The organism is Haloprofundus halobius (genome assembly GCF_020097835.1).
Classification (GTDB): domain Archaea; phylum Halobacteriota; class Halobacteria; order Halobacteriales; family Haloferacaceae; genus Haloprofundus; species Haloprofundus halobius.
In genome coordinates this window covers 1,808,760-1,831,508 of record NZ_CP083666.1, presented here as the reverse complement: position 1 = coordinate 1,831,508, position 22,749 = coordinate 1,808,760, and the positions used below count along the sequence as shown (strand labels likewise).

24 protein-coding genes, 1 tRNA gene and 1 pseudogene are annotated in these 22,749 nt (G+C 63.0%); 16 read left to right on the top strand and 10 right to left on the bottom strand.

Going from position 1 to position 22,749, the window contains the following annotated elements; all coding sequences use genetic code 11:
• Window positions 1-48: 48 nt before the first annotated feature.
• The 3 genes from LAQ74_RS09615 to LAQ74_RS09605 are packed head-to-tail and all read right to left on the bottom strand — an operon-like array spanning window position 49 to window position 1,253.
• Complete coding sequence (locus LAQ74_RS09615; protein ID WP_224332335.1) at window positions 49-561, bottom strand: DUF6684 family protein; 513 nt, start codon at window positions 559-561, stop codon at window positions 49-51.
• A gap of 48 nt (window positions 562-609) precedes the next feature.
• The gene (locus LAQ74_RS09610; protein WP_224332334.1) at window positions 610-996 is read right to left on the bottom strand and encodes a DUF7541 family protein; all 387 of its coding nucleotides are present in this window, start codon (window positions 994-996) and stop codon (window positions 610-612) included.
• A gap of 53 nt (window positions 997-1,049) precedes the next feature.
• Window positions 1,050-1,253 carry a VNG_1110C family protein gene (locus tag LAQ74_RS09605; protein WP_224332333.1) on the bottom strand — a complete coding sequence of 68 codons (204 nt, stop codon included), beginning with the start codon at window positions 1,251-1,253 and terminating at the stop codon, window positions 1,050-1,052.
• Window positions 1,254-1,399: 146 nt separating this feature from the next.
• On the opposite strand from LAQ74_RS09605, the gene LAQ74_RS09600 reads away from it, so the two are divergent.
• From LAQ74_RS09600 to LAQ74_RS09565, 8 genes are all read left to right on the top strand, one after another.
• The gene (locus LAQ74_RS09600; RefSeq protein WP_224332332.1) at window positions 1,400-2,509 is read left to right on the top strand and encodes an OBG GTPase family GTP-binding protein; all 1,110 of its coding nucleotides are present in this window, start codon (window positions 1,400-1,402) and stop codon (window positions 2,507-2,509) included.
• Window positions 2,510-2,515: 6 nt separating this feature from the next.
• A complete protein-coding gene (locus LAQ74_RS09595) occupies window positions 2,516-2,983 on the top strand; it encodes a TIGR04206 family protein (RefSeq protein ID WP_224332331.1) in 468 nt (155 codons plus the stop codon).
• 236 nt (window positions 2,984-3,219) lie between these two features.
• A complete protein-coding gene (locus LAQ74_RS09590) occupies window positions 3,220-4,830 on the top strand; it encodes a Na+/H+ antiporter NhaC family protein (protein ID WP_224332330.1) in 1,611 nt (536 codons plus the stop codon).
• 860 nt (window positions 4,831-5,690) lie between these two features.
• Window positions 5,691-6,488: a VOC family protein gene (locus LAQ74_RS09585; RefSeq protein ID WP_224332329.1), complete on the top strand. Its 798-nt coding sequence runs from the start codon at window positions 5,691-5,693 to the stop codon at window positions 6,486-6,488.
• A gap of 222 nt (window positions 6,489-6,710) precedes the next feature.
• Window positions 6,711-6,956 carry an AbrB/MazE/SpoVT family DNA-binding domain-containing protein gene (locus LAQ74_RS09580; protein ID WP_224332328.1) on the top strand — a complete coding sequence of 82 codons (246 nt, stop codon included), beginning with the start codon at window positions 6,711-6,713 and terminating at the stop codon, window positions 6,954-6,956.
• A gap of 141 nt (window positions 6,957-7,097) precedes the next feature.
• Window positions 7,098-7,487, top strand: coding sequence for an IS200/IS605 family transposase (gene tnpA / locus LAQ74_RS09575; RefSeq protein ID WP_224332327.1), 390 nt, complete (start codon window positions 7,098-7,100; stop codon window positions 7,485-7,487).
• On the top strand, window positions 7,484-8,719 hold the full coding sequence (locus LAQ74_RS09570) for an RNA-guided endonuclease InsQ/TnpB family protein (RefSeq protein ID WP_224332326.1): 1,236 nt from the start codon (window positions 7,484-7,486) through the stop codon (window positions 8,717-8,719). The genes tnpA and LAQ74_RS09570 overlap by 4 nt, the downstream gene beginning before the upstream one ends.
• A 40-nt stretch (window positions 8,720-8,759) precedes the next feature.
• On the top strand, window positions 8,760-9,152 hold the full coding sequence (locus LAQ74_RS09565; protein WP_224332325.1) for a type II toxin-antitoxin system VapC family toxin: 393 nt from the start codon (window positions 8,760-8,762) through the stop codon (window positions 9,150-9,152).
• A 67-nt stretch (window positions 9,153-9,219) separates the two neighbouring features.
• On the opposite strand, the gene LAQ74_RS09560 is transcribed toward LAQ74_RS09565, so the two are convergent.
• A complete protein-coding gene (locus LAQ74_RS09560) occupies window positions 9,220-9,357 on the bottom strand; it encodes a hypothetical protein (protein ID WP_224332324.1) in 138 nt (45 codons plus the stop codon).
• A 53-nt stretch (window positions 9,358-9,410) separates the two neighbouring features.
• Here LAQ74_RS09560 and LAQ74_RS09555 point away from each other — a divergent pair, with 53 nt between their 5' ends.
• The 5 genes and pseudogenes from LAQ74_RS09555 (at window position 9,411) to artA (ending at window position 14,732) form a co-directional block, all read left to right on the top strand.
• Window positions 9,411-10,688, top strand: a complete 1,278-nt coding sequence (locus LAQ74_RS09555; RefSeq protein ID WP_224332323.1) for an RNA-guided endonuclease InsQ/TnpB family protein — start codon at window positions 9,411-9,413, stop codon at window positions 10,686-10,688.
• Window positions 10,689-10,722: 34 nt separating this feature from the next.
• A pseudogene (locus LAQ74_RS20610) lies at window positions 10,723-10,818 on the top strand (VapC toxin family PIN domain ribonuclease); the annotation flags it as partial.
• 23 nt (window positions 10,819-10,841) lie between these two features.
• On the top strand, window positions 10,842-11,120 hold the full coding sequence (locus LAQ74_RS09550) for a UPF0175 family protein (RefSeq protein ID WP_224332322.1): 279 nt from the start codon (window positions 10,842-10,844) through the stop codon (window positions 11,118-11,120).
• Window positions 11,121-11,386: 266 nt separating this feature from the next.
• A complete protein-coding gene (locus tag LAQ74_RS09545; protein ID WP_224332321.1) occupies window positions 11,387-13,561 on the top strand; it encodes a BGTF surface domain-containing protein in 2,175 nt (724 codons plus the stop codon).
• A gap of 205 nt (window positions 13,562-13,766) precedes the next feature.
• Window positions 13,767-14,732: an archaeosortase A gene (gene artA, locus LAQ74_RS09540; RefSeq protein WP_224332320.1), complete on the top strand. Its 966-nt coding sequence runs from the start codon at window positions 13,767-13,769 to the stop codon at window positions 14,730-14,732.
• Between the two features lie 54 nt (window positions 14,733-14,786).
• On the opposite strand, the gene dph5 is transcribed toward artA, so the two are convergent.
• Window positions 14,787-15,593: a diphthine synthase gene (dph5, locus tag LAQ74_RS09535; RefSeq protein ID WP_224332319.1), complete on the bottom strand. Its 807-nt coding sequence runs from the start codon at window positions 15,591-15,593 to the stop codon at window positions 14,787-14,789.
• 331 nt (window positions 15,594-15,924) lie between these two features.
• On the opposite strand from dph5, the gene LAQ74_RS09530 reads away from it, so the two are divergent.
• The gene (locus tag LAQ74_RS09530) at window positions 15,925-16,254 is read left to right on the top strand and encodes a DUF7344 domain-containing protein (protein ID WP_224332318.1); all 330 of its coding nucleotides are present in this window, start codon (window positions 15,925-15,927) and stop codon (window positions 16,252-16,254) included.
• Window positions 16,255-17,209: 955 nt separating this feature from the next.
• Window positions 17,210-17,359, top strand: a complete 150-nt coding sequence (locus LAQ74_RS09525; protein WP_224332317.1) for a hypothetical protein — start codon at window positions 17,210-17,212, stop codon at window positions 17,357-17,359.
• 436 nt (window positions 17,360-17,795) lie between these two features.
• Here the strand turns inward: LAQ74_RS09525 and LAQ74_RS09520 are convergent, their stop codons facing one another.
• The 3 genes from LAQ74_RS09520 to LAQ74_RS09510 form a co-directional block, all read right to left on the bottom strand.
• Window positions 17,796-18,062: a HalOD1 output domain-containing protein gene (locus tag LAQ74_RS09520; RefSeq protein WP_224332316.1), complete on the bottom strand. Its 267-nt coding sequence runs from the start codon at window positions 18,060-18,062 to the stop codon at window positions 17,796-17,798.
• A gap of 539 nt (window positions 18,063-18,601) precedes the next feature.
• Window positions 18,602-18,674, bottom strand: a tRNA-Thr gene (locus tag LAQ74_RS09515).
• Window positions 18,675-18,792: 118 nt separating this feature from the next.
• The gene (locus LAQ74_RS09510) at window positions 18,793-19,881 is read right to left on the bottom strand and encodes a class I SAM-dependent methyltransferase (RefSeq protein ID WP_224332315.1); all 1,089 of its coding nucleotides are present in this window, start codon (window positions 19,879-19,881) and stop codon (window positions 18,793-18,795) included.
• Window positions 19,882-20,002: 121 nt separating this feature from the next.
• Between LAQ74_RS09510 and LAQ74_RS09505 the strand changes: the two genes are divergently transcribed.
• Window positions 20,003-20,323 carry a hypothetical protein gene (locus LAQ74_RS09505; protein WP_224332314.1) on the top strand — a complete coding sequence of 107 codons (321 nt, stop codon included), beginning with the start codon at window positions 20,003-20,005 and terminating at the stop codon, window positions 20,321-20,323.
• Here the strand turns inward: LAQ74_RS09505 and LAQ74_RS09500 are convergent.
• Window positions 20,254-21,600, bottom strand: coding sequence for a heme ABC transporter ATP-binding protein (locus LAQ74_RS09500; protein ID WP_224332313.1), 1,347 nt, complete (start codon window positions 21,598-21,600; stop codon window positions 20,254-20,256). The two genes, LAQ74_RS09505 and LAQ74_RS09500, sit on opposite strands and share 70 nt — an antisense overlap.
• A complete protein-coding gene (btuC, locus tag LAQ74_RS09495) occupies window positions 21,597-22,691 on the bottom strand; it encodes a vitamin B12 ABC transporter permease BtuC (protein ID WP_224332312.1) in 1,095 nt (364 codons plus the stop codon). Before btuC ends, LAQ74_RS09500 begins: the two co-directional genes overlap by 4 nt.
• Window positions 22,692-22,749: the final 58 nt, after the last annotated feature.

The window sequence follows — 22,749 nt, the reverse complement described above, 5'->3', positions numbered from 1 at the left end:
AGGGAGTGCTCTGAATCGCAGGGTAAAGAAAGGTTCGGGTGCCGTCCGTCACTCCGCCTGCTGGCGTTCTGTCGAGTCAGTGTCGTCGGATTCGGCGTCGTCGGCGTCGTCGGATTCGGCCGCCCCGTCGTCGGCGTTCGTCTCGGCCGTCTCACGGTCCGCACCGTCGGTCGAACCATTCGAATCGTCGGTCGAACCGTCCGTCAGTTCGCCCTCGTGGTCGGTCCCGGATTCGAGCGCCTGTGTCTCGTCGTCGTGTGCCGACTCACCGTGTTCGGCCTCCGCGCCCGGCATCCCGGCCTGGCCGGGGTAGTACACCGTCGAGGATTTCTCGGCACCCGCGATGGCTTTCCCGGAGAAGTACGTCAAGATCGCGAGGCCGACGAACGGGACGACGTGCAGACCGACCATGATGGCGGTCGGGAAGAGGTCGCCGCCCCACGGTTGGACGAGCAGGAAGAGCACGACGAAGAACAGGATAATGAACAACGGGATGATGTTCACCGTCAGGTCGAGCAGCGTCTCCCTGTCGAAGATTTTGTTCGAGTTCGTGTTCGCCATGGTGCCCTGTTACGGACGCCGGTCAAATAGATTGTTGGTTCCGCCCGGTCAGACGGCGAACTCCCCGTCGTCGACGAACAGTTCGCCGAGGGCGCCGACGAGAAGCAGGATGACTCCCGCGACGAGGACCGCGTAGCCGCGCTCTGCGAGCTGGACGGCGTCGTTGGCAACCTGCGTGTCCGCGTAGAGGAGCAGTCCCCCAAGCACGAAGACGAGTACCGCCGAGGCGACCAGCGCCCGCCACGGGCGGTCGACGTAGCCCGCCTCCTGTAACATCCCGGCGCTACAACCGAAGAACAAGAGCAGACCGCCGACGGCGACCGCAAAGAGGTTGAACAGGATGCCGGCCTCCGCCAGCGGGATGCTGAGCGCGATGAAGAACGGCCACGGACTGGCCGTTCGGTACTGTTCGGAGAGTCCCGGATTTTCGTCCATGTCGCTCCTTTCGCCCCGACGCTAAGAAGGGCTTCGGTGGGCGGTCGCGACCGCTACGGCAGCGTGATGCCGTGGCGGCTCAAAAACTCGCTGGCGGCTTTGATTTCGACCGGACTTCCGATGATGCGACAGCGCGCGTCGCCTCGTGAGAACACCGTCACCGTGAACTGCGACTCCAACTCCTCTCGGATGCCGTCGAGCGACGTACAGGGGAGGACGATCTGCGTGCTGTCTCGGAGACTCACCGGATCGGGCATCGCTCGTCGAATCGGTCAAGTTCGCGACGTAAAACGGTATCGAATATAACCGTCTCGCGTGCGCTGCGCACGTACGTCGAAACACGGGAGGACGTGGCGCCGTCGAAGGAAAGGGTTTTTCGACACACGCGGCGGAAGCTACGACGATGGGACTGGAGGAGGAGATCGACGCGATCGAAGAGGAGATCGCCACCACTCCGTACAACAAGTCGACGGAGGCGCACATCGGTCGACTGAAGGCGAAACTCTCGGAGAAGAAGGAGAAACTCGAAAACCAGTCCTCCGCTGGCGGCGGGCAGGGCTACGCCGTCGAGAAGACCGGCGACGCCACCATCGCACTCGTCGGCTTTCCGAGCGTCGGCAAGTCGACGCTCATCAACGCGATCACCAACGCCGACAGCGAGACGGGGGCCTACGAGTTCACGACGTTGAACGTCAACCCCGGCATGCTGCAGTACCGCGGCGCCAACATCCAGATGCTCGACGTCCCGGGTCTCATCGAGGGTGCCGCGGGCGGACGCGGCGGCGGCCGCGAGGTTCTCTCGGTCGTCCGGACGGCCGACCTCGTCGTGTTTGTCCTCTCGGTGTTCGAGGTCGACCAGTACGAGCGACTCAGCGAAGAACTGTACAACAACAAGATCCGCCTCGACACCGAACCGCCGAGTCTGACCATCTCGAAGCAGATCAAGGGCGGCATCAACGTCACGAAGAGCGACGATGTCGAACTCGACGAACAGACCATCAAAGACGTGCTCCGCGAGTACGGCTACGTCAACGCCGAGGTGACGGTGCGCGGCAACCCCTCCATCGACGAACTCATCGACGGCATCATGGACAACCGCGTCTACCTGCCCTCTATCGTCACGGTGAACAAAGCGGACCTCATCGACCGCGACTACCTGCCGACGGTGTACGAAAACCTGGAGGAAATCGGACTCGACCCCGAGGAGGTGACGTTCATCAGCGCCGAGAAGGAGAAGGGGCTCGACGGCCTCAAGGACGAAATCTGGGAGTCGCTGGGTCTCATCCGCGTCTACATGGACAAGCCGGGCCGCGGCACCGACTACGAGGAACCGCTCGTCATCCGGCGCGGGATGACCGTCGGCGACGCCTGTCGGAAACTCGGCGCCGACCTCGAAGACCGGTTCAAGTTCGCCCGCGTCTCCGGGTCGAGCGCCAAACACGACGAACAGCAGGTCGGCAAGGACCACGAACTCGAAGACGAGGACGTGCTCCGCATCGTCGCGCGGAAGTAACCCCGGATGGCCGAAGACCGAACGGCTGCCGCCTCGCGCGCGCACGAGTCGACTCGAACGCGGACACGACTGCTTCTCCTCCTGTTGTCGCTGTTGCTACTGCCGTGGAGCGTCCTGCTCGTCGACGGCCGTCCGGCGACGCTCGTCTTCCCGTGGGGGCTGTTCGATCCCGCTTCCGGAAACGCCGTCTCGCTCTCTGGATACTTGTTCGAGTTCACGGGCGGGTTCAGGTCGCTCCCGGCGTACCTCCGAGCGTGGCCCGCGAGCGTCGTCGCCTTTCTTTTCGCCATCGCCAGCGCTACCGGCGGCGTCCTGTTCGACCGCGAAGACTCGCGGGTGACCGCCGCGTTGCTGGTCATCGCCGGGTTGGGCCAGCTCTCTCTGGCAGTCGGCTTCACGCAGGCGGGCGGTCGACTCGCGCTTCCGGTGGGGACGGCCGCGCTGTGGGCCGTCGCGTGGCTTCGATACCGGTAGCCATCGGTCGTCCCCGGAAGATGTGGCGATGTCACGCGTCGGTATCGACTCGGAGTATCCCCGACGTGACGATGCAACGCGTCGCGCTGTGTGCCGTCGATGGTTAATCGGATATGCGTCGAAACCGTGTCCGACCGTCTCGGGTCCGACCACCGACCCTCTCAGCCGTTCTCGCTCCCCCTGTGCTTGCACGTGCGGCACAACACCTTTACCGAAGTGGGAAGACTTGGCATAGCATGGTCTCGGAGTTCGGAGGATTGTCGCTCGTACCGCCGTTGTTGGCCATCGTACTGGCCATCGTCACGCGAAAGCCGATACTGGCGCTGTTTCTCGGCGTCTGGTCGGGCGGTGTCATCTACTCCGGCGGGCTCGGCGTCGTCCAGACGTTCACGTGGGTCGCCGAATCCATCGGCGACGACGTGTTCCACGCCCAGATTCTCATCTTCACGCTGTTGCTCGGCGCGGGCGTGACGTTCATCTGGCGCACGGGGGGTTCGCTCGCCATCACGCGCTTCGCGACGAAACGCCTCGACAGTCAGCGAAAGGCCGGGCTGATGGCGTGGGTGCTCGGCCTCGTCTGGTTCTTCGACGACTACGCCAACACCGCCGTCGTCGGCAGTTCGATGCGCGACATCACCGACGAACTCCGCATCTCCCGCGAGAAACTCTCCTACATCGTCGACTCGACGGCCGCGCCCGTCGCCACGTTCGGCATCTCCAGTTGGGTCGCCTACCAGATCAGCATGGTGCAGGAGGGGTACCAGCAGGCGGGCATCACCGGCGGCGAGGGAGGGGTGCCGACGGCGTTCGTCGCGTTCCTGCAGAGCATCCCGTTCAACATGTACTGCCTGTTCGCCATCGCGATGGTGTTCATCGTCGTCGTCACCGGCCGCGACTTCGGCGAGATGCTCGACGCCGAACACCGCTCGTGGCAGACGGGCAACGTGCTCCGCGAGGACGCGGTTCCGCTCCAGAGCATCGAGGAGAACCTCGGCGAACCGAACGGCGACGACCCGCAGTTGCGGATGTTCGTCCTCCCGGTGCTCGCGCTGATTATCGTCGCCATCACCGGCGCGGTGTGGACGGGCTACGCGCCCGACCGGTCGCTTGTTGGCATCGCCGGCAACGCCGACTTCGCCTCGGCGCTCGTCTGGGGGTCGTTCTTCATGGTCGTCACCGCGATGGTGCTGGCGCTCGTCTCGGACGTGCTCACGCTCGACGAGTGCATGGACTCGCTGGTCGACGGCTTCTCCATCATGCTGACGGCGGTCACCATCCTCGTGCTCGCGTGGTCGATCAGCCTCACGACGAGCGCGCTCGGCACGGGCGAGTTCGTCACCGGCATCGCGCAGGGCATCGTCACGCCGACGCTGCTGCCGCTCGTCATCCTGTTCGCGTCGGCCTTTATCGCCTTCTCCACCGGCACCTCGTGGGGGACGATGGCCATCGTGACGCCCGTGGCGATTCCGCTGGCGTGGGGTATCGGCGGGCAGTCGCCCGAACTCATCCCCGTCGCCATCGGAACGGTGTTCAGCGGGGCCATCTTCGGCGACCACACCTCGCCCATCTCCGACACGACCATCCTCTCGTCGACGTTTACCGGCGCTGACCACATCGACCACGTGCGCACGCAACTGTACTACGCGGTCACCGTGATGTTCGTCGCGGGGTCGCTGCTTCTGATCTACGGCATGACCGGCGTTACGCCGCTCGTCTTGCTGCCGGTCGGACTCGTCCTGTTGGTCGCGCTCGTCTACGGCCTCTCGGAAATCGACGCCCAGCGGAAGGGGATCTCCCCGCAGGCGGCGCGTCGGAGCCGACAGGAGCGCGACGTCGCCGACGACTGAACCGAGCGGGTCACACTAATTTTCGGCGGGGGTGATGTGGCTGGTGAACACCGACCGATATCGCCACTCCCGACCTCTCGTTCTCGACGTCGATTCTCGAATCCGGCGGAACCGTCCCTCGTGAGACCCATAGTCGACGAGACGCCCGCACAGGTGCCGAGGGGTGTGCTCGGCGGGAGCGCGGAAGCCAACGAGAGGTCATAATCGGCGTTCGCCCCCGCAAGGAGGAGTGTTCCCTGCTTTGAGAGTCGAGTATGACCGATTTCGGCACCCAGACTGAGAATGTCCCAAACTGCCGAAGCAGGCCCACAGAGGAATCGTCTCCGCGTTGTTCGCGTTTCGAGATGCGATGCGAGGTGCGACGGTCGGCCGGTAACACGCAAAATCGAGAGGCGTGAGCCGATTATGACGGTTTTCGGAGGCGGTCATGAGAGAGGCGACGGCGGTGACTGATACGGACGCCCCGTAGGACGCTTCTGAACGTTACTCTCGGCAGAGACGAGGTGTGACGTGCGTCGTCGGGCGTGCCATCTTCGGGTCGAAGCGGACGGTATCGGGCTACTTCCGGGGAGCAGGGTCGACTATGGGCCGACCGGAAGACGACTCACGAGAGCGAGAGCGCTCGTCGTCGGCGCTCGACAGTAGTCGACGAGTATGACCGGCAGGGAGGCGAGAGAGCGACACAATCCGTTGTGCCACCGGAGGGTGTCGACGCCCGGAGGGACCGAGAAGACCGCGAGTGTGGCCCCTAGTGGTGGCGACGGTAGTCCGGGTTCCGCGGAAGGCGGTCACTTTCAGGACACCGACGAGGCGGTTCCGCCTCCGGTATTCTTTTCGACGTTCCGACCCATCACTCGCGTATGTCCGGAGTACTCGACCACACGATGATCCGCGTCGGCGACCTGGAGGAGTCGCTCGACTGGTATCGGACGAACCTGAACTACGAGGAGAAGGACCGCTGGGAGGCCGACACGTTCACCAACGTCTACATCGGCCCCGAGGAGATGCACGAGGAGGGCGCGATGCTCGAACTCACCGAGAACCACGACACCGACGAGTACGACGTCGGCGACGCGTGGGGCCACATCGCCGTCCGCGTCCCCGAGGGCGAACTCGAATCGGCGTATCAGGAACTGATGGACAACGGCGTCGAAGACTACCGCGACCCCGAGTCCTGCGGCGGGCGCTACGCGTTCGTCAAGGACCCCGACGGCCACGAGATCGAGATCGTCAAGCGCGACCCCGACCTCGGCGCGCGCTGGAGCCTCGACCACACGATGATCCGCGTCGAGGACGCCGACGAGGCGCTCGGCTTCTGGACGCGGAAGTTCGAGTACGAACACACCGGCCGCTGGGAGTCCGACACGTTCGCGAACTACTTCGTCAAGCCCGAGGGGAGCGCCGACGAGGCGATGGCGGTCGAACTCACGTACAACTACGACGGCCGCAGCTACGAGCTGGGCGACGCGTGGGGTCACCTCGCCGTCCGCGCCGACGACCTCGGCGAGTACTGGGAGACGCTGATGGAGCGCGAGGCCGACGACTACCGCGACCCCGCCTCGTGTGACGACAAGTACGCGTTCACCAGAGACCAGGACGGCCACGAGATCGAGGTGCTGGAGCGCGACTTCGGGGCGGAGTCGCTGTTCCCGGCGTAGTCGCGGGGCGCTCTGCGGTACGGTACCGGCCTCATTTTTCATAGTGTTACCCAACTGCCGTCGTCCAGACGCGGGGGAACACGTACCTCGGTGAAGCTAGTACCGACGAGTCTGTCCGCCGATACTCTCCGAGTTTCGAGAGTGGGCGAACGCCTCGCGTCGCCCACTCGGCATCGCACATGCGAAGCAACATGCATAAGACTGGAACGTCTCTCTCCGGATATGGCCGCCGAAGACGTACCCGAAGAGACGAAAGTGAGCGACAGAGGGATGGTGACCATCCCCGCGGATATTCGTCGCCATCTCGGTATCGGCGCGGGTGACAAGCTCCGATGGAAGGTGACTGACGACGGCGAGCTAACTGTCGCAGTCGTGCATCAGCGCGAGGGGGTGTTCGACGACTTCGAACCCGTCGATGTCGGCGAGACGAACGCCGTCGAGGCCGGGCGCGTGTTCGGGAGCGAGTGATACAGAATCGAGCGCATACCCGCGTCTTTAGGGGTGGGTCGAGCGGACGATAGCGTACATCTCCACCAACGACGCTACGGGTGGATTTCCAACCGTGGAACATAGTTTTAACACACCAAAAGAGAATAGTGTGTAATACGGATGAAGACCACACGGCACGCGGCCTACAACCTCAACTACCACCTCGTGTGGTTGCCGAAGTACCGAAACTCGGTACTGGTTAACGAGGTCGCAGACCGTGTGCGAACCATCCTCCACGAAATAGCCGACGACAAGGGCGTCGAAATACTCGACCTCACCGTTCAACCCGACCATATCAATCTGTTCGTTAGTAGCCCGCCGAAACACGCTCCGTCCCTGCTCGCCAACTGGTTCAAAGGCATCAGTTCGCGGAAATACAACCACCGCTACGTTGATCACGACGACGAGAAAATCAAGTGGGCACGCGGCTACTACGCAGGAACAGCAGGACACGTTTCGAGCGAGACGGTCAAGAACTACATCCAGCGACACGAGGGGGACAAGTCGTGATCGAAATCACGAAGACGCTGGAACTGAAACTGGTAGAGCCGAACGCGCACAAGCGGAGAAAACTCTGCGAGACGCGAGAGGCGTACCAGCAGGCACTTCACGCCGCCTTCGACGCTCGATGCACCACGCAGACTGAAACGAACGACGTGGTGGTCAACTACGACCTGAGCGGGTACGCGAAGAACGCGCTCAAACAGTACGTCCCACAACTCACGACGACCTACAACGCAGGCGAACTTCACGACGACCACCCCGTTCGATTCACCAACGAGGGACTACAACTCGACCATAAGCCCGAGAACGCAATCGAGTGGTACGTCAAAATCCCGCATCACGAGGACTACCACCTGTGGATGCCAGCACAATCGAATCCCGAACAGAGGGACTGGTTGGAAGCGTTGAACACTGGTGACGCGGAAATGGGCGAGAGTCGGCTATTCGAGCGGGACGGAACGTGGTATCTCCACGTCACCGCAACCCACGACGTTGAGGATGGTTCCGAGGTGTCCGCTGAAGAACGGACGCCTATCGGAGTCGATATTGGAGACGCGTCACTCGTCACGGTGTGTCACCGAGACGACCACGGGTCTCCGACCGCGCCCGGAATGTGGGCCGACGAGGGAAAGACCGTTCGTCGGCTTCGCAAGACCTACTTCACCGCCACGAGGCGACTTCAGACACGCGGTAGCGAACGCATCTCAGAGTCCTTCGGTGACGACTTGTGGAAGCAGATAGACGACGTGTTCCACCGCGTCACCCGCGAAGTCGTGAACTACGCTGAGTCCGTCGAGAACCCCGTTCTTGTTCTCGAAGACCTGACGTACATACGGGAGTCGATGGACTACGGCGAGTACATGAACCGCCGTCTCCACGGATGGGGGTTCGCCAAACTCCACGCACAAATACGCTACAAGGCTGTCGAGAAGGGTATCCCGGTGGAGACGGTCAACCCACGCAACACCTCGAAGGAATGCCATGCGTGCGGTGAAGTTGGATACCGCCCACGACAGGCGACGTTCAAGTGTACGAACGATGCGTGCTGGATGGGCGAGTACCAAGCAGACGTGAACGGAGCGGTGAACATCGCAGACCGCTACCTCAGCGGAGAGAGTCGTTCCAGAAAACACGAGAACGACGATGACTCGGCTGAGGATGGGGCGCGTTTGACCGCGCCACAAGACAGCCAAGCCGATGCTACCCAGCAAGAGACGCTTGGAACGTATGCGTCTTGAAACCGTAGGGTCGAGCAGTCGCTCGGCCTGAAATTCCGTGGTGGGATTCCCGCGTCTTAAGGCGCGGGAGGAGGTCAAGCCAGCGCTGCTCGATACGAACGTCTTGTTCGCCAGTACCAGCGCTCGCGACGAGTACCACGATACCGCACGAAGCATCGTAGCCGGCGTCGACCACGGTAAACTTCCCGAAGTCGTCGTGACGAACTACGTCGTCGCAGAGACGCTGAACCTGACTCGGGAGAAGCTCGGACCCGAGGCGGCAAACGGGATGCTCGACCGCCTCATCGAGGGGGCACACTTCGAGATCGTCCACGCACCTCGGACGGATTTCAACGCGGCGCAGGCGCTCTTTCGTCGGTATCCCGAACTCTCGTTCGTCGACGCGACTCTCGCAGCGTACAGCGAACGCGAGAGGATCGACTACCTGACTTAAGGAGAGAGTCCTGCCGTTTACGGCGGGCGTGAATCCGACACTCCACGACACAAACCACGTTCGACGCTTACTCCGGGGTATCCTCCCTGACTTTCCTCTCGCCTTCGAGAAGCAACCCTTTCCACGTCAACCCACGGTGTTTCTTCAACTCTTTCAAACGCTCGTACTGTTCATCGTCATCGAACTCGATTCGGATTGAGACCATACATTATCACACTAACGGAACAATTATGTGTGTTACGATACCACCAGTAGTTGATGAAGCGAGCCAACACGTTCGACGTGATTCCGCAGTCCGACGAGGATGGGGAGTTGCTTCGACGCCTGTTGGACGCTTCTGCTTCTCTATGGAACGAAATCAACTACGAACGCCGTGAAAACTACGCGGACCCAGACGGAGACGTGTGGGATATAAGCGAGTATCGCGGACGCTACGGTGGTGTTCTCGGTGCTTCGACAGTTCAGCAAATCGAACGCAAGAACCGCGAAGCATGGAAGTCGTTCTTCAGCCTCAAGAAGAAGGGCGAAGCCAACGGCAAACCCGGATACTGGGGTAACTCAGAAGATGGGCGTGATCTCCGCACGTATATCCGAAACACGTCATACTCTGTCGAGTGGGGCGAATACTCTCGCCTCGAAATTCTCGTCGGCCAAAACCTGAAAGACGAGTACGGGCTTGGACATCGCGAACGTCTCCGGCTCGAAGTTCGAGGCAAACCAAACTGGAAGGAGTACGACAAGCAGGGTCGGTTAGAGTTGTTCTACGACGAGCAAGCACAGACGTTCAGGGCCTTTCAGCCAGTCACTATCGACGCTTCTAGACTGGCACAACCACTGGGTTCGGAAGAATCCGCTCTGGATATTGGTGCGAACAATCTCGTCGCCTGCACAACCACGACCGGTAAGCAATACCTGTATGAAGGATGCAACCTGTTCGAGCGATTCCGTGAGATGACACGAGAAATCGCCCGACTTCAATCGCTGTTGGAGGAAGGTCGATATAGTAGTCACCGTATCCGACGCCTGTACGACCGACGTACCAAGCGACGTGACCACGCCCAAGATGCGCTCACCCGTGACCTTATCGAACGCCTGTACGACGAAGGCGTTTCGACAGTGTACGTCGGGGCGTTGACGGACGTACTCGATACGCACTGGTCGGTGGAGACGAACGCGAAGACGCACAACTTCTGGGCGTTCAGAGCGTTCGTGAACAGACTGGCATGTACCACCGAGGAATACGGCATTTCGGTCGAGGTTCGGTCTGAGGCGTGGACGAGTCAGGAGTGCCCCAACTGTGGTTCGACAGAGGATACGACGCGCCACAAAGACACGCTGACGTGTCCGTGTGGATTCGAGGGGCATGCAGACCTCACAGCGTCAGAGACGTTCTTGAGACGGCAGACAACGGTATCACGGCCGATGGCACGGCCTGTATGCCTCAAGTGGGACGACCATTCATGGTCGGAGTCACCACGCTCTCACCGTCCCAACGAGGAGCATACGAACCCGCAAGTTGCCTTCGTGGGTCGGTAAGCGATACCCCAGCGCGAGGAAACCTCGCCGTTTACGGCGAGGAGGATGTCATCTCTACTCGTTCGACGACGACTTCGACGCCGTCGACGGACTCACACGGCTGGCGACCGCCGACAGTCCCTTCCGCTAATCTGACCGACCAACATCCCGAATGTGACGAAAGAGAGCCGAAGCGCCCGGATTGTCGCTGCGATTTCGCGCTACCGCGATGGAGAGATCATGCTGGGAACGGTGGCCCGCTTCGCTGGCGTCAACCGGTTCGAGATGCGCGACCTTCTGCGAGAGGTGGGCGTCGAACTGCTCGTTCTCCCGCCCGCGAGTTCGACGCCTTTCTCGAACGGTAAACGGCCCCCACCCCACACGACTCGCGTACCCCCCATTCTCGGAAATCCCCGATTTTTCGAGCGTCAGCCGACGAAAGCTCAACTTTGAGCTATCAGGACTCGGAGTAGTCAGACACAAAGTACTTATGCCCGTATCCGCGGGAGAACGCTTCTCTCCGGTGAATACGGTCGTGTTACTGTCTACCGAATCTCACAATTTACCACAAAGCATTTATAACGAGAGGCTAAGGTTTCGTTCGTACCCCTACCCATGGTGGCATCGACGAGTATCCCTCGCCAAGTCCGGCACCGCGTCGGGCGTTTCGGTATCCAGGCACGGGCGAAAGTGGCTGTCGCCGACCAATGCACAAAACCATGACACAAACAACACAGAAGTTCCGTGCAGTTTTCCTCGCTGCGCTGATGGTGTTCTCCGTTTTCGCGGGCACCGTCGCGTTTGCAGGTACGGCTGCTGCGGCTAACGCTGACAACGCCGACGACAGCGTCAACTCCGGTTCCCTGTTCTATCAGGGCCAGGAGCTGTTCGTCGACAGCGATACGAGTGATGAGGATATTGAATATCAAGTCCGTTCGGTTGACGGTGATGAACTCGGTTCGACCGAACTGACCTTCACCACGGACGAGGAAGGTTCGGCCATCTTCGAGTCGGACTCCCTTGAGTCGGGCTCGTACGTGATTGTCGAGGCCGATTCCCGTAACACACCGCTCGAAGTCGTTGACGGTGTGGTTCAGGACTCGTCCGGTACCGACGCAGATGCGATTAGCGCTGCCGAGTGGGACATCACCGAGCAGGACATCGGTGCCGAGTTCGATGACGACTCCATCACGCAGGACGGCGAGTCCTCCATCGAGTTCGACTCGAACGTTCGCTCGAACTTCGATCTGACCGTCGAATCTGATGAGCTCGATAACGATGAGCTCCAGGACATCTTTGAGGATGTTGACGAAGACGCTGAGATCGAGGACGGCGCAGTTGTTCTCGAAGATGTCGACGAAGGTACGGCGTACGACGCTGACTTCGAAGACATCGACACTGGCGAGTACAACTTCACCTTCTCCGTGACGGACACGACGGCTGAGGCCGACGCGTCCATTGAAGTCACCGAGGAAGAGGAGTCGACCTACAACCTCCCGAACAACGTCGACGTCGAGGCCGGTGACACGGTAACGTTCCCGGTCGAGATGGAGAATACTGACGAGGCCGAAATCGTCATCGGTAGCGAGGACGACGGCTACAGAGTCACCGCACTCGTTACTGACGAAAACGAGGACGGTGTCGCTAACGTTACTGTTAACACGTACAACCCGGACAGCGGCAACGACTACGGTGTCTCCGCTGGTGGCGATGAGACGAGCGTCGATGTCGACACCTCGGACTCGGAGGACAACGACAACATCGGTGTCAGCTCTATCCTTGACACCGCGAACTATGACATCGAAGTCGGTCCGGAAGACTTCGATAGTGCTGAAGACGTGAGTACACTCGCCGTCTCGGACGCATCCATCGACGGTGCGCAGACGTGGACCGCGCCCGGTGGCGAACTTAGTGAGGACGCCAACGAGGACGATGTCGTCGAAGCTATCGAGGACGGCATTATCACGCAGGATAGCGATATCGCCCAGGACGATACTGCAATCGTGCAGGTCGAAGCCTCGGGCCTTGCTGGCTACATTGCAGCACAGGAAGATGATGATGATGGAGATGTCTTCAACGGCGACGATCTCGACCTAACGGTTGAGCAGGAGAACCCGTCGGCGAACCAAGACCCCAAGACGGTCAGTTCGGACGCCGTTCAGTACGTCGTTGACGACGAGAACAACAACCTGTTCCTCGTTATCGACACGTCCAACGACGGCGCTGTCGACCGTGATGGCTTCGAGAGCGGTGACGAGTTCAACGTCACGCTCGATGTCGGCGAAGATAGCGAGAGTGAACTCCCCGAGGAGTCCGTCTCCTCGACGTTCTCTGTCGTTGACCGCGAAGCCTCCTTCGACAACGTGAACGACGACGACGTCGTCGAAGTCGCAGGCTCCGACAACAGCTCGGTCGAGGGCGAGTCCTCGATCGCGCCCGGCTCCGAGATCCGCGTCCGCGCGCAGAGTGAGTCCGGCGCCTCGAACACGTTCGTCGAGACCGACACCGCGACGGTCGACGAGAACGGTACGTTCAACGCGACGTTCGACTTCGGCGACCTCGAACAGGGTACGAACTTCACGCTGTCGCTCAGCGACCAGGACGGGCCTGGCTTCGAGGGCGACACTGAGTACAGCGCTGTGATCGTCGAAGGCGAAGGTGGCGAGGGTGGAGAGAACAACACCACGACCACCTCGACTGGCGAGAACAACACCACGACGACTGAGGAGACCACCGAGGAGACTACCGAGGAGACCACCGAGGAAACCGAGGAGTCCCCGTCCGAGGAAACCACCGAGGAAACCACGGAAACTGACACCCCCGGCTTCGGTGTCATCGTGGCTCTCATCGCACTCGTGGCTGCTGCGCTCCTCGCGGTCCGCCGCGACAACTAAGTAGACTCTCCCGAGTCTGCTTTCGAGCGCTAACTCCCAGAACCACCGGGACCCGTTCCCGGCCCTTACTTCCTTTATCGAACCCACGCCGACGAGCGACAGCCACGTCGGTGGGCGCGCGTGACAGTCAGTTACTGCACCCGCTCGTGCGCGCACCCGACCACAGACGACAAGGGATATACCACTTCACGCGAAGGATACCGGTATGCCCGGCGTCGTCCCCTCCGACCCGCTCGCGTGGGTCGCCATCGCGCTGTTCGTCGGCGGTGCGCTGTTCGAGCGCGCCAATCGGCGCGTCGCCCGCTACGTGATGGTGAGCGCGTGGGTCGCCTTCGCCCTCTTCTGGCTCAACCTGTTCCCGCACTTCGCCTTCGAGCACAAGTCCTACATCGAGGGGCTCCTCAGCCTCGCGGCCGTCCCGCTCAGCCTCTACGCGGGGCTGTTGCTGCTTCGGGGTCGCGACACGCTCTTCGTGCTCTCGCGCGCCGTCGCCGTGATGGGCGTCGTCTACCTCCCGTTCGAGACGATACCCGCGATAACCGTCGGCGCGACGACGGTTCCCTCGCCCAGAGAGGTGCTCGTCGAACTCGTCGCCGCCCAGACGGGCTACCTCATCAACGTACTCGGGTACCACCCGACGCCCATCGTCGGCCCGGAGGGGTACGACAACACGTTCCGGTTCGTCCACGACGACGGCCACAACCTGCAGTTCTCGGTCGTCCTCGCCTGCACCGGCATCGGGAGTATGGCCATCTTCGCGGGGCTCATCGCCGCCGTCCGCGCGCCGCTGCGGCGGAAACTCCGCGCGCTCGCCGTCGCCATCCCCATCATCTACGCGCTGAACCTGCTGCGGACGACGTTCATCGGCATCGCCTTCGGCAAGCAGTACATGCAGTGGTTCGTCGACGAGGTGCTGTTGCTGTTCGGCTCCTCGGACCCCTACATGGTGTCGTTCTTCCTCTCGGACCGCGTCGTCAGCCAACTGCTCGCGGTCGTCGCGCTCGTCGGCATCACCTACCTCGTCGTGCGCGAACTCCCCGAACTGCTCACCGTCATCGAGGACGTGCTGTTCATGCTGACCCGCGAGGAGTACGACCTCCACGGCGCGCTCGACGTGTCGCAGTACGAAAACCAGATGCGACCCGACGGCGGCGAACGCGCGGAACGATAAGCGAGCAATCGCGGCCGCGGTCGACGTCGCGGCCGCAGTCGTCGCGCTCGCGGCTCAGTACGTGTTCTCTTCGACGACTTCGGACGGCGCGTCACCGAACGCCGAGAGCGACTCGGCCTCCAGATCGTGCAGCGACGCGGGAACGACGAGCATGTGCAGCGGGTCGCCGAACTCCCGGTCGGCCAGCGCCGAGAGGCGGTCGGCGGCGACGATGGGGTCTGGACTCCCCGCGCGGGCGACGACGACCCCCAGCGCGTCGCCGTCCCAGTCGCGGGCGAACTCGCCCGCGGCGAAGTCGGCGGTCATGTACTCGTCGTCGGAATCGACGCCCGCGCGCTCGTAGCCGACCTTGATGTCGAGGTAGACGAGCGTGTGGAGGCCCCGCTCGCGGTTGTCCTCGACGGTGTCGACGACGCTCTTCGGGGTGCCGTCGGCACCGTGGGCGTACGGAAACGGCAGCGTCGTCGCTTTTCCGAATCTGTAGTTCTGCAGACCCGTGAGACCGCTCGCCGCCGACTGCGCGGTGACGCCGTGGACGATACGCGTGTCGATGCCGCGCTCGTGCGCTCGCAGGCGGAGGTCGACGTGTGTCGTCGAGATCATCGTGTCTCCGGCGGTGAGAAACGCCGCGTCCCCCTCTTCGGCGGCGTCGAGAATTTCGTCGGCATCCTGCTCGACGCGCGCCCGGTCGCGAACCTCGACGTCGACGCCGTGGTGGTCGGCGAGTTCCTCAACGGTCGTCCCGATGAGTTTACTGGTGTAGAACTCCGCGAACGCGCGGTCGGCGCTGCGGAGCGCCTCCCGCCCCTCGACGGTTATCGACCGCTCGTCGTAGAGACCGAGTCCGATGAACGTGAGCATCCTGTGGTCGGAGTCGACGGTGTGCGCGCATAAACCGTCTGCATCGAGGCGTCGCCGACGACCGCGGGACGTCGGGCGAACTGAACCCCGTGAATCGAGGCCGGAAGACGGGTGAGCGGCGCGGAGTCCGTGACCGACGATCGAAGTCGTGGCTTCCCCCTCGAATCTGTGTGGGCGGTTCAGGTGACAGTTAGTCACGTTGAAGTGAGATACATTTGCACAGATAAGTACTGCATCTGTGTAGGTGCGTGTTGATTGTTCCGTGCGTCGTCGGTTCGCACGGCATGTTGCACGCTTCGGCCCCGCCAACGTCGTTCGGAGAGTGGCGCGCATGAGTGACTCGGGCAGAGAGCACCCGGCGGTGGACCGTCTCTTCGCCGCGTTGAGCCATCCAACTCGCCGGTCTACACTCGTCTTCTTGAATCGCGCGAGCGTCGGCGACAGCGGATGGATTCCGCTGGAGACGCTTGCGGTCGAACTGGCGGAACCGGAGACGGTCGTCGAGCAGTTGTACCACGTCCACCTGCCGCAACTCGACGGGGTCGACCTCGTCGAGTGGGACCACGAGCGGGAACTCGTGCGGCGAGGGCCGCGGTTCGAGACGGTGACGCCGGTGCTCGAACTGCTCGAACAACTTCGAGAAGAGTTTCCCGACGAGTAGCGCACGACGGAGCGACCCGCCGGCCGAGAGCACGTCACGGCGCGGTTCGAACCACGGAACTCCGCGTCGAAACCGGATCCGGACGACGGTAGACCGACCATACTTCGTGAATTCTGGCTGAAGAGCGTCGAATACAGAACTCTGACGCGACGATCATCGAACGTGAGTCCACGTCTGGCAACGAATTTAACGCCGTCTACAGACGCGTACAGTCGACATTACAATACCGGTACTGCCCGTGAGTCTCTACTGAGTACCCGCCACCCGGTAGGTTCTTGCACGGACTCAGGCGGTGCTCGACGAGCAATCTGTCTCCCCCTCAGATTGCCCTGGTGTGTCAACCTACGGGGCCCCTCCCGGCCCCGATTGCGTCCGAGAAACTTCGAGCGTGCGCTTTCGAGTCGATTCGGAAACGAATCACGGGCCGCTCCGACCGGCGTTCTCCTGGAACCTCTCGTCGCGTACCGACGGTCGCGAACGAGGGCGAGAGGCGAAGCGATTAGGGTGAGTGGTTATACATCCAGAGAATGACGGACGAACGAGGGTGAGAGACGAACCCTCGTTGGTTGTCAGAGGCAGGGTTAGCGACGCCAAACGGTGTTCACTTGACGGATAATCCCCCTTCCGGCAGAGGTGAGTCGCCTGCGCCGCCACCCACGATAACGGGCCACGACTCGGCAAATAGTTGTTCGCACCTTTCAGCAACGATAAGTATTGTAATCTGTGTAACATCTTTGACTGACGACGTGCGGTCGGCCGACTCTGTCGCGGCGACCGTCAGATCCAGAAGGTGTCGTCACGACTCCTGTCGCCCTCGGTGCAACGCCGAAAACTCCGGTTACCGTCGTCGCAACGTCGAGAACCACGACAGGGAGAGAACCCTCTGGAGTGACAGCCGTCGTACCGAGTCGCGTCCGAGTGTCACGTCCGTGAGCGCGGTTGCCTACCGCTCTCTGTGGATGTCTCGTACCATCGAACGACCGAGAACCGCCAGCGAACCGACGAGCAAGGCGACGAACGGCGGCTGGAGGACGTACTCCGGAGCCGACGGAAGTGGCCTATCTGCGGGACGAACACGACGACGTTGAGCCAGAAGACGACGTAGAGGACGGTGGCGGTCGGAAGCGACGGGAGAATATCTCTCTTCGATTGGTGCCGGGTTCGCTGGAGGCCTGCCAAACCAGACTGAAACGTCTACTCGACCGGTTCGACGACGAGAACCGGTTACATCTGTTCTCGCCTGGACAAGGTTTATTTTCTATGACTAGAGTATAAAGGCATGGATGACTGCGGCCACACCTCATCAAGAACCAAGTCGCACGAAAAGGCACTCTCGACGACCGAGTGAAGAACTCAAGCTCGGAACCCCCCCACAAACCAGAGTCGAAGAGGGAATCAGCGACGAACAGGTCGCGTGGCTCCAGCGGTTAGTCGATGCCCGACGAAGAGACCGAAAACCGCAACGGAAGCCACCTGACTGACCGCTTTTCGAGTCGAGAGCTACTCGTTCGGGTACCGAAACGAACTCGTCAGCGGCGCTGTTACGCGGTCGATTTCTTGGAGTTCGACTCGGACGCCTCAGACAGCGAGACCTGACGCTCGAAAATGGCCTCGCCCGAGCCGTGTAGTTGCACGCTCCATCCGTTCGTGGTGAATTCGACGTACAGATTGTTCGACGGGGAGTTGAACAGCATGTTCAGCGAATCGGTCTCGATATCGTCGAACATCGGGTCGAGGTCGAGCGGGTCGCGTCCTTCGATGGCCGCAATTGACATGATGATAGCCGTAGAAGTGTCCTCACCGGCCATCGTTTCTGCTATGTCTACCGCGTATGTCGGGACGCTGATACCAGGCGACGTGATTTGTTGTGGAATTTTACCCGTAGTAGGCACATAAGATTGTATCGTTTAGGGGGTAATAAATTGCCTGGTGGCCACGTTAGCGACGAACACACCAGCCGTAATCGGGCGAATTGCGCCCGCAGACCTCGTGAATTGCCGATTCACTCGGTGACGAGACCCGGAAAGTGTCTCGAACCGCGTTGACCTCAGGAGAGACACGCCGTTCGTACCGAATTACAGATTGACTTTTAACGTATCCGATAAGTGCTTATAGTCCGGCCATTGTCTCATAGGTGGCGACTCCGAGAAAGGGGTCTGCCCCGTAGTAGGCACACGGACAGACTTCTTTTGACGGTCGCCATCCCACGTTAACAGCAAAACCCTCGGTGAGATCTACTCGAACGGAGAGCTCTCGGGAGGAAACTCTGACAGACGGAGAGACTACAGTTCCCGGTTTGGGACACTCCGCGGCACGCTCCGCTCCTCGCGGAGTTCGTCGCAGAAAGAGCCGGTGGAGGGATTTGAACCCTCGGCCTATTCCTTACGAAGGAATCGCTCTGCCAGCTGAGCTACACCGGCGCGTGTCGTCGCGCGTCGTTTGCGCACTCGAACGTACCGCCATCGGGCCAATAAGGGTTCCGAAACGAGATGCCGCGTGCCGAACCGAGACACGGCCACTCCCGGCGACCGCGAGCGCTTACCGTGACAGCCGAACGTCGAGACAGACGTTGTACTCGTGGGGCGCGTACGACCGGACGACGCGCTCGTTCTCTACGCTCACCTCGTACCCCGGTTCCGCGGCGGCGCGAATCGCCCGCTCGCCGGGGCCGAACGGGTCGTCTTCGTGCTGGATGTCGTAGTAGTGAATCACGCAGTCGTCGCCCGCGACAGCGACGGCCGTATCCAGAAATTCGTCGGCGCTGTGCGGGAGGTTCATCACGATGCGGTCGGCCCAGTTCTTGTAGTCGCGGTCTCCGTCGGTCGCACCGTCGCTTCGCTTCGTCTGCTCGCGGGCCGAAGGCCCGCTCGCACGGTCCGAGGGGCGCTCCGCGTCCCTCGCTACTCGCGACGAACCCGCACCGACGTCGCGGGCGTCGCCGTGAATCGCGGTGAGTCGCTCCTCGACACTGTTTCGACGCGCGTTCTCGCGGAGATACTTGACGGCAGCTTCGTTCAGGTCGACGGCGACGACGTCCGCGCCTTCTCCCGCGCAGGGAATCGCGAACGGCCCCACTCCGGCGAACATGTCGAAGACGTGCTCGCCCGCCTCGACCTGTTCGACGACGCGGTGGCGCTCGGTCGCCAGCCGCGGCGAGAAGTAGACGGTCGAGATGTCGAGGAGGAACTCGTAGCCGTACTCGCGGTGGACCGTCTCGGTGCCATCTCCGCGGAGCACCTCCCAGTCGCGCACGCGGAGTTCGCCCCGTATCTTCGAGGCGCGGTTGACCACCGTCCTTGCGCGCACGTCCGACTCCATCACCGCGTCGGCGATCTCGCGAGCGCGCTCGGGGTCGTCCTCGTCGAGGATGACCACGTCGCCGAGTCGCTCGTAGGACGGCTCGGAGCCCAAGATGTCCGCGGGCGTCCGCTGCGGCCGCCGGGCAGGGACGTCGTGGTCGACCACCTCGTAGTCGGCAGGGACGTCCGCGGGGTCGGTCACGGGGATGTAGAGGACGCCGTCGGCGGCGACGATGTCGTGACCGTGGTCGACGACGCCCGCCTCGACGAGCGCCCGTCGGGTCTCCTCGCCCGCGGCGGCGGGCACGCGTACGCAGGGAACCGTCATGTCTGTCTGTCGAGAGCGACGCCCCGGTAGCGAGTAAGGCTGACGCTTCGCGCGTCGTGGGGGTTCTCTCGCGGTGCGCGCACCGCGTGTCGGTTATATCCGTGGCGCACGAACGCCGACCGTGGCCGACGAGTTCGAGTTCCCCGAACCGCGACCGGGTCCGTCCCCGAGACGCCTCGCCGTCCGCCTCGGCTGTACGACCGTCCTCTCGTTTCTGCTCGTCGCCGTCTTCTGGGAGTTCGTCGTCCGGTGGATTCCGCTGCTGTGGCCGCCGACGGACCCGCTGTCGCGGTGGTTCAGCATCGTCGCCGTCTTCGTCGGGTCGCTGTTTCTCCTGCCGGGCGTCGTGGGGTCCGTTGTCGGCGACGCGCTCTACGACCGCTGGTCGGAGGAGCGAGACGGCGGGGGCGAGTCGGACGACGCCGACGGTCGGGACGACTGAGGCGACTCTGACCCACTCACGGCGGCGTCCACCGCGCCGACGACGCGACTCGGCGAGACCACCGTCGCCCGCTCGCGGAGGTCGGCGTACGTCTCGGCGACCGCTGGACCGGCGTAGTTCCGCTCCGAGAACGGGCGTTCCTCGACGACGACGAGCGCCGACGCCGCGCGGGCGGCCTCGAGGTTCGCTCGGTTACCCTCGCCGACTTCCACGTCGGCGACGACGGTCACGTCGGCCTCCATCACCCGTTTTTCGACGACTGCCCGCGTCTCGTCGTCGACGGCCGCAAAGGGCGGCACGGTCACCGCGTCCAATCCCAGACTGCGTGCCGTCTCCGTGTCCGAGTCGCCTTCGTTGAGCGCGCCGACCGACACGTCGTAGCCCGCGGCGCTGAGCAGGTAGAGCAGTCGAGCGGCGCTGCCGCCGCCGCCGACGACGTGGACTCGGCCCTCGCGGTCGCCGCGGCCTCGCCGGTGGTCGTCGGGGAGCGCGGTCACGTACACAGAGCCCGTCACCGGGTGCCGGGAGACGACCGCGTTCGCGCCGAACGCCGTCTCCAGGTTCGCCTCGGTGAGCACCGACCGCGGCTCGCCAGCGGCCAACACGCGGCCGTCGCCGAGGAGGAGCAACTCGTCGCAGTAGTGCGCGGCGAGGTTGAGGTCGTGGATGGCCGCGACGACGGTCTTCCCACCGGCGACGAGGTCGCGGACGAGTTCGAGCGTCCGCACCTGGTGGTTGATGTCGAGGCTCGCGGTCGGTTCGTCGAGCAGGAGCACGGGCGCGTCCTGCGCGAGCGCCCGCGCCAGCAGGACTCGCTGGCGCTCGCCGCCGCTGACCGCCGTCACCGAGCGGTCGGCGAACTGGGCGATCTCCGTCCGGGCCATCGCGTCGTCGACGGCGCGTTCGTCCTCGGGGCCGAACCGCTCGAACCGCCCGAGGTGCGGCGAGCGCCCCATCGCGACCGTCTCGCGCACGTCGAACTCGAACGACAGCGAGGTGTCCTGTGGAACGGTCGCGACGAGTCGGCTCACCTCCTTCGACGACCGGCCCTCGATGGGGACGCCGTCGACGACGAGCGAGCCTCGGGCGGGGCGAAGTAATCCCGAGAGCGCGCGCAACAGCGTCGTCTTCCCCGCGCCGTTCGGTCCCACGAGACCGACGAACGTCCCGCGTTCGACCGTCGCGTCCACGCCGTCGAGGATGGAGACGCCGCCGAGTTCGACCGCCAGGTCGTCGACGCGGATGGCGATACCCGGTTCCCTATCGGGGTCGCTCACAGCGAGCGCACCTCCTGGGTCCGAAGCAGGTAGAGAAAAAAGGGCGCGCCCAGCGCCGCGGTGACGACTCCGACCGGCAGTTCCGCCGTGCCAGAGCGCGCGAGCGTGTCGGTGGCGACGAGGAACGCCGCGCCCGCGAGCGCGCTCGTCGGCAGCAGGATGCGGTGGTCCGGACCGACGACGAGGCGCATCACGTGCGGGACGATGAGGCCGACGAAGCCGATAACCCCCGAGACGGCGACGGCCGCGGCCGTGACGAGACTCGACACCGCCAGCAGCACGCGCTTTGTGCGCTCGACTTCGATGCCGAGACTGTGGGCGTCCTCCTCGCCCAAGAGGAGGACGTTCAGGTCGCGGCCGTAGGCGAGCAGTACGAGAAACAGCGGCGGGACGACGAGCGCCGCGACGCCCACGTCGCCCCACGAGGCGTTGTCGAGGTGGCCCATCAGCCAGTAGACGACCTGTCGGAGGCTCTCGCCGCTGTGCAGGAGCATGAAGGAGATAACGGCTCCTAAAAACGTCTGGACCGCGACGCCCGCGAGGAGGAGGGTAGCGACGGGCGTTTTCCCGTTCTCGCTGGCGATGAGGTAGACGCCGAAGGCGGTGAGGAGCGCGCCGAGAAACGCCGCCCCCTGTAGACCGAGGCCGAACGGGAGCGCGAAGGGCACGACGAGGGAGGCGACGGCGCCGACGGCCGCGCCGGAGGAGACGCCGATGATGGAAGGGTCGGCCATCGGGTTCCGGAAGAACCCCTGCATGACGACGCCCGCCGTCGCCAGCGCGAAGCCGACGACGGCCCCCAGGAGGATGCGCGGGAGCCGAATCGTCGTCACGATGACTTGGTGGGTCTCCTCGACGGTGAAGGAGAACGGGTGCGAGAACCCCACCGTGGGCGTCGGAAGCGCGACGCCCACGACCGTCGACTGCCCGAGCGAGAGCGACGAGGGGACCGCGAGCGCGTTGAGCGTCGCTTTCGCGACGGTCAGCGGTTCGATAGCGACCGGGCCGACACCGGCGCTGACGAGCACGACGCCGACGAGAGCGCCGAGCAGGGCGGTCGACCAGACGCCCGCGCGTGTCGCGATTCTCATCTGTACGAAAGCCTGCTTGCAGTAGGCAAATACTTATTGGATTGGTGACTCCGTTGGG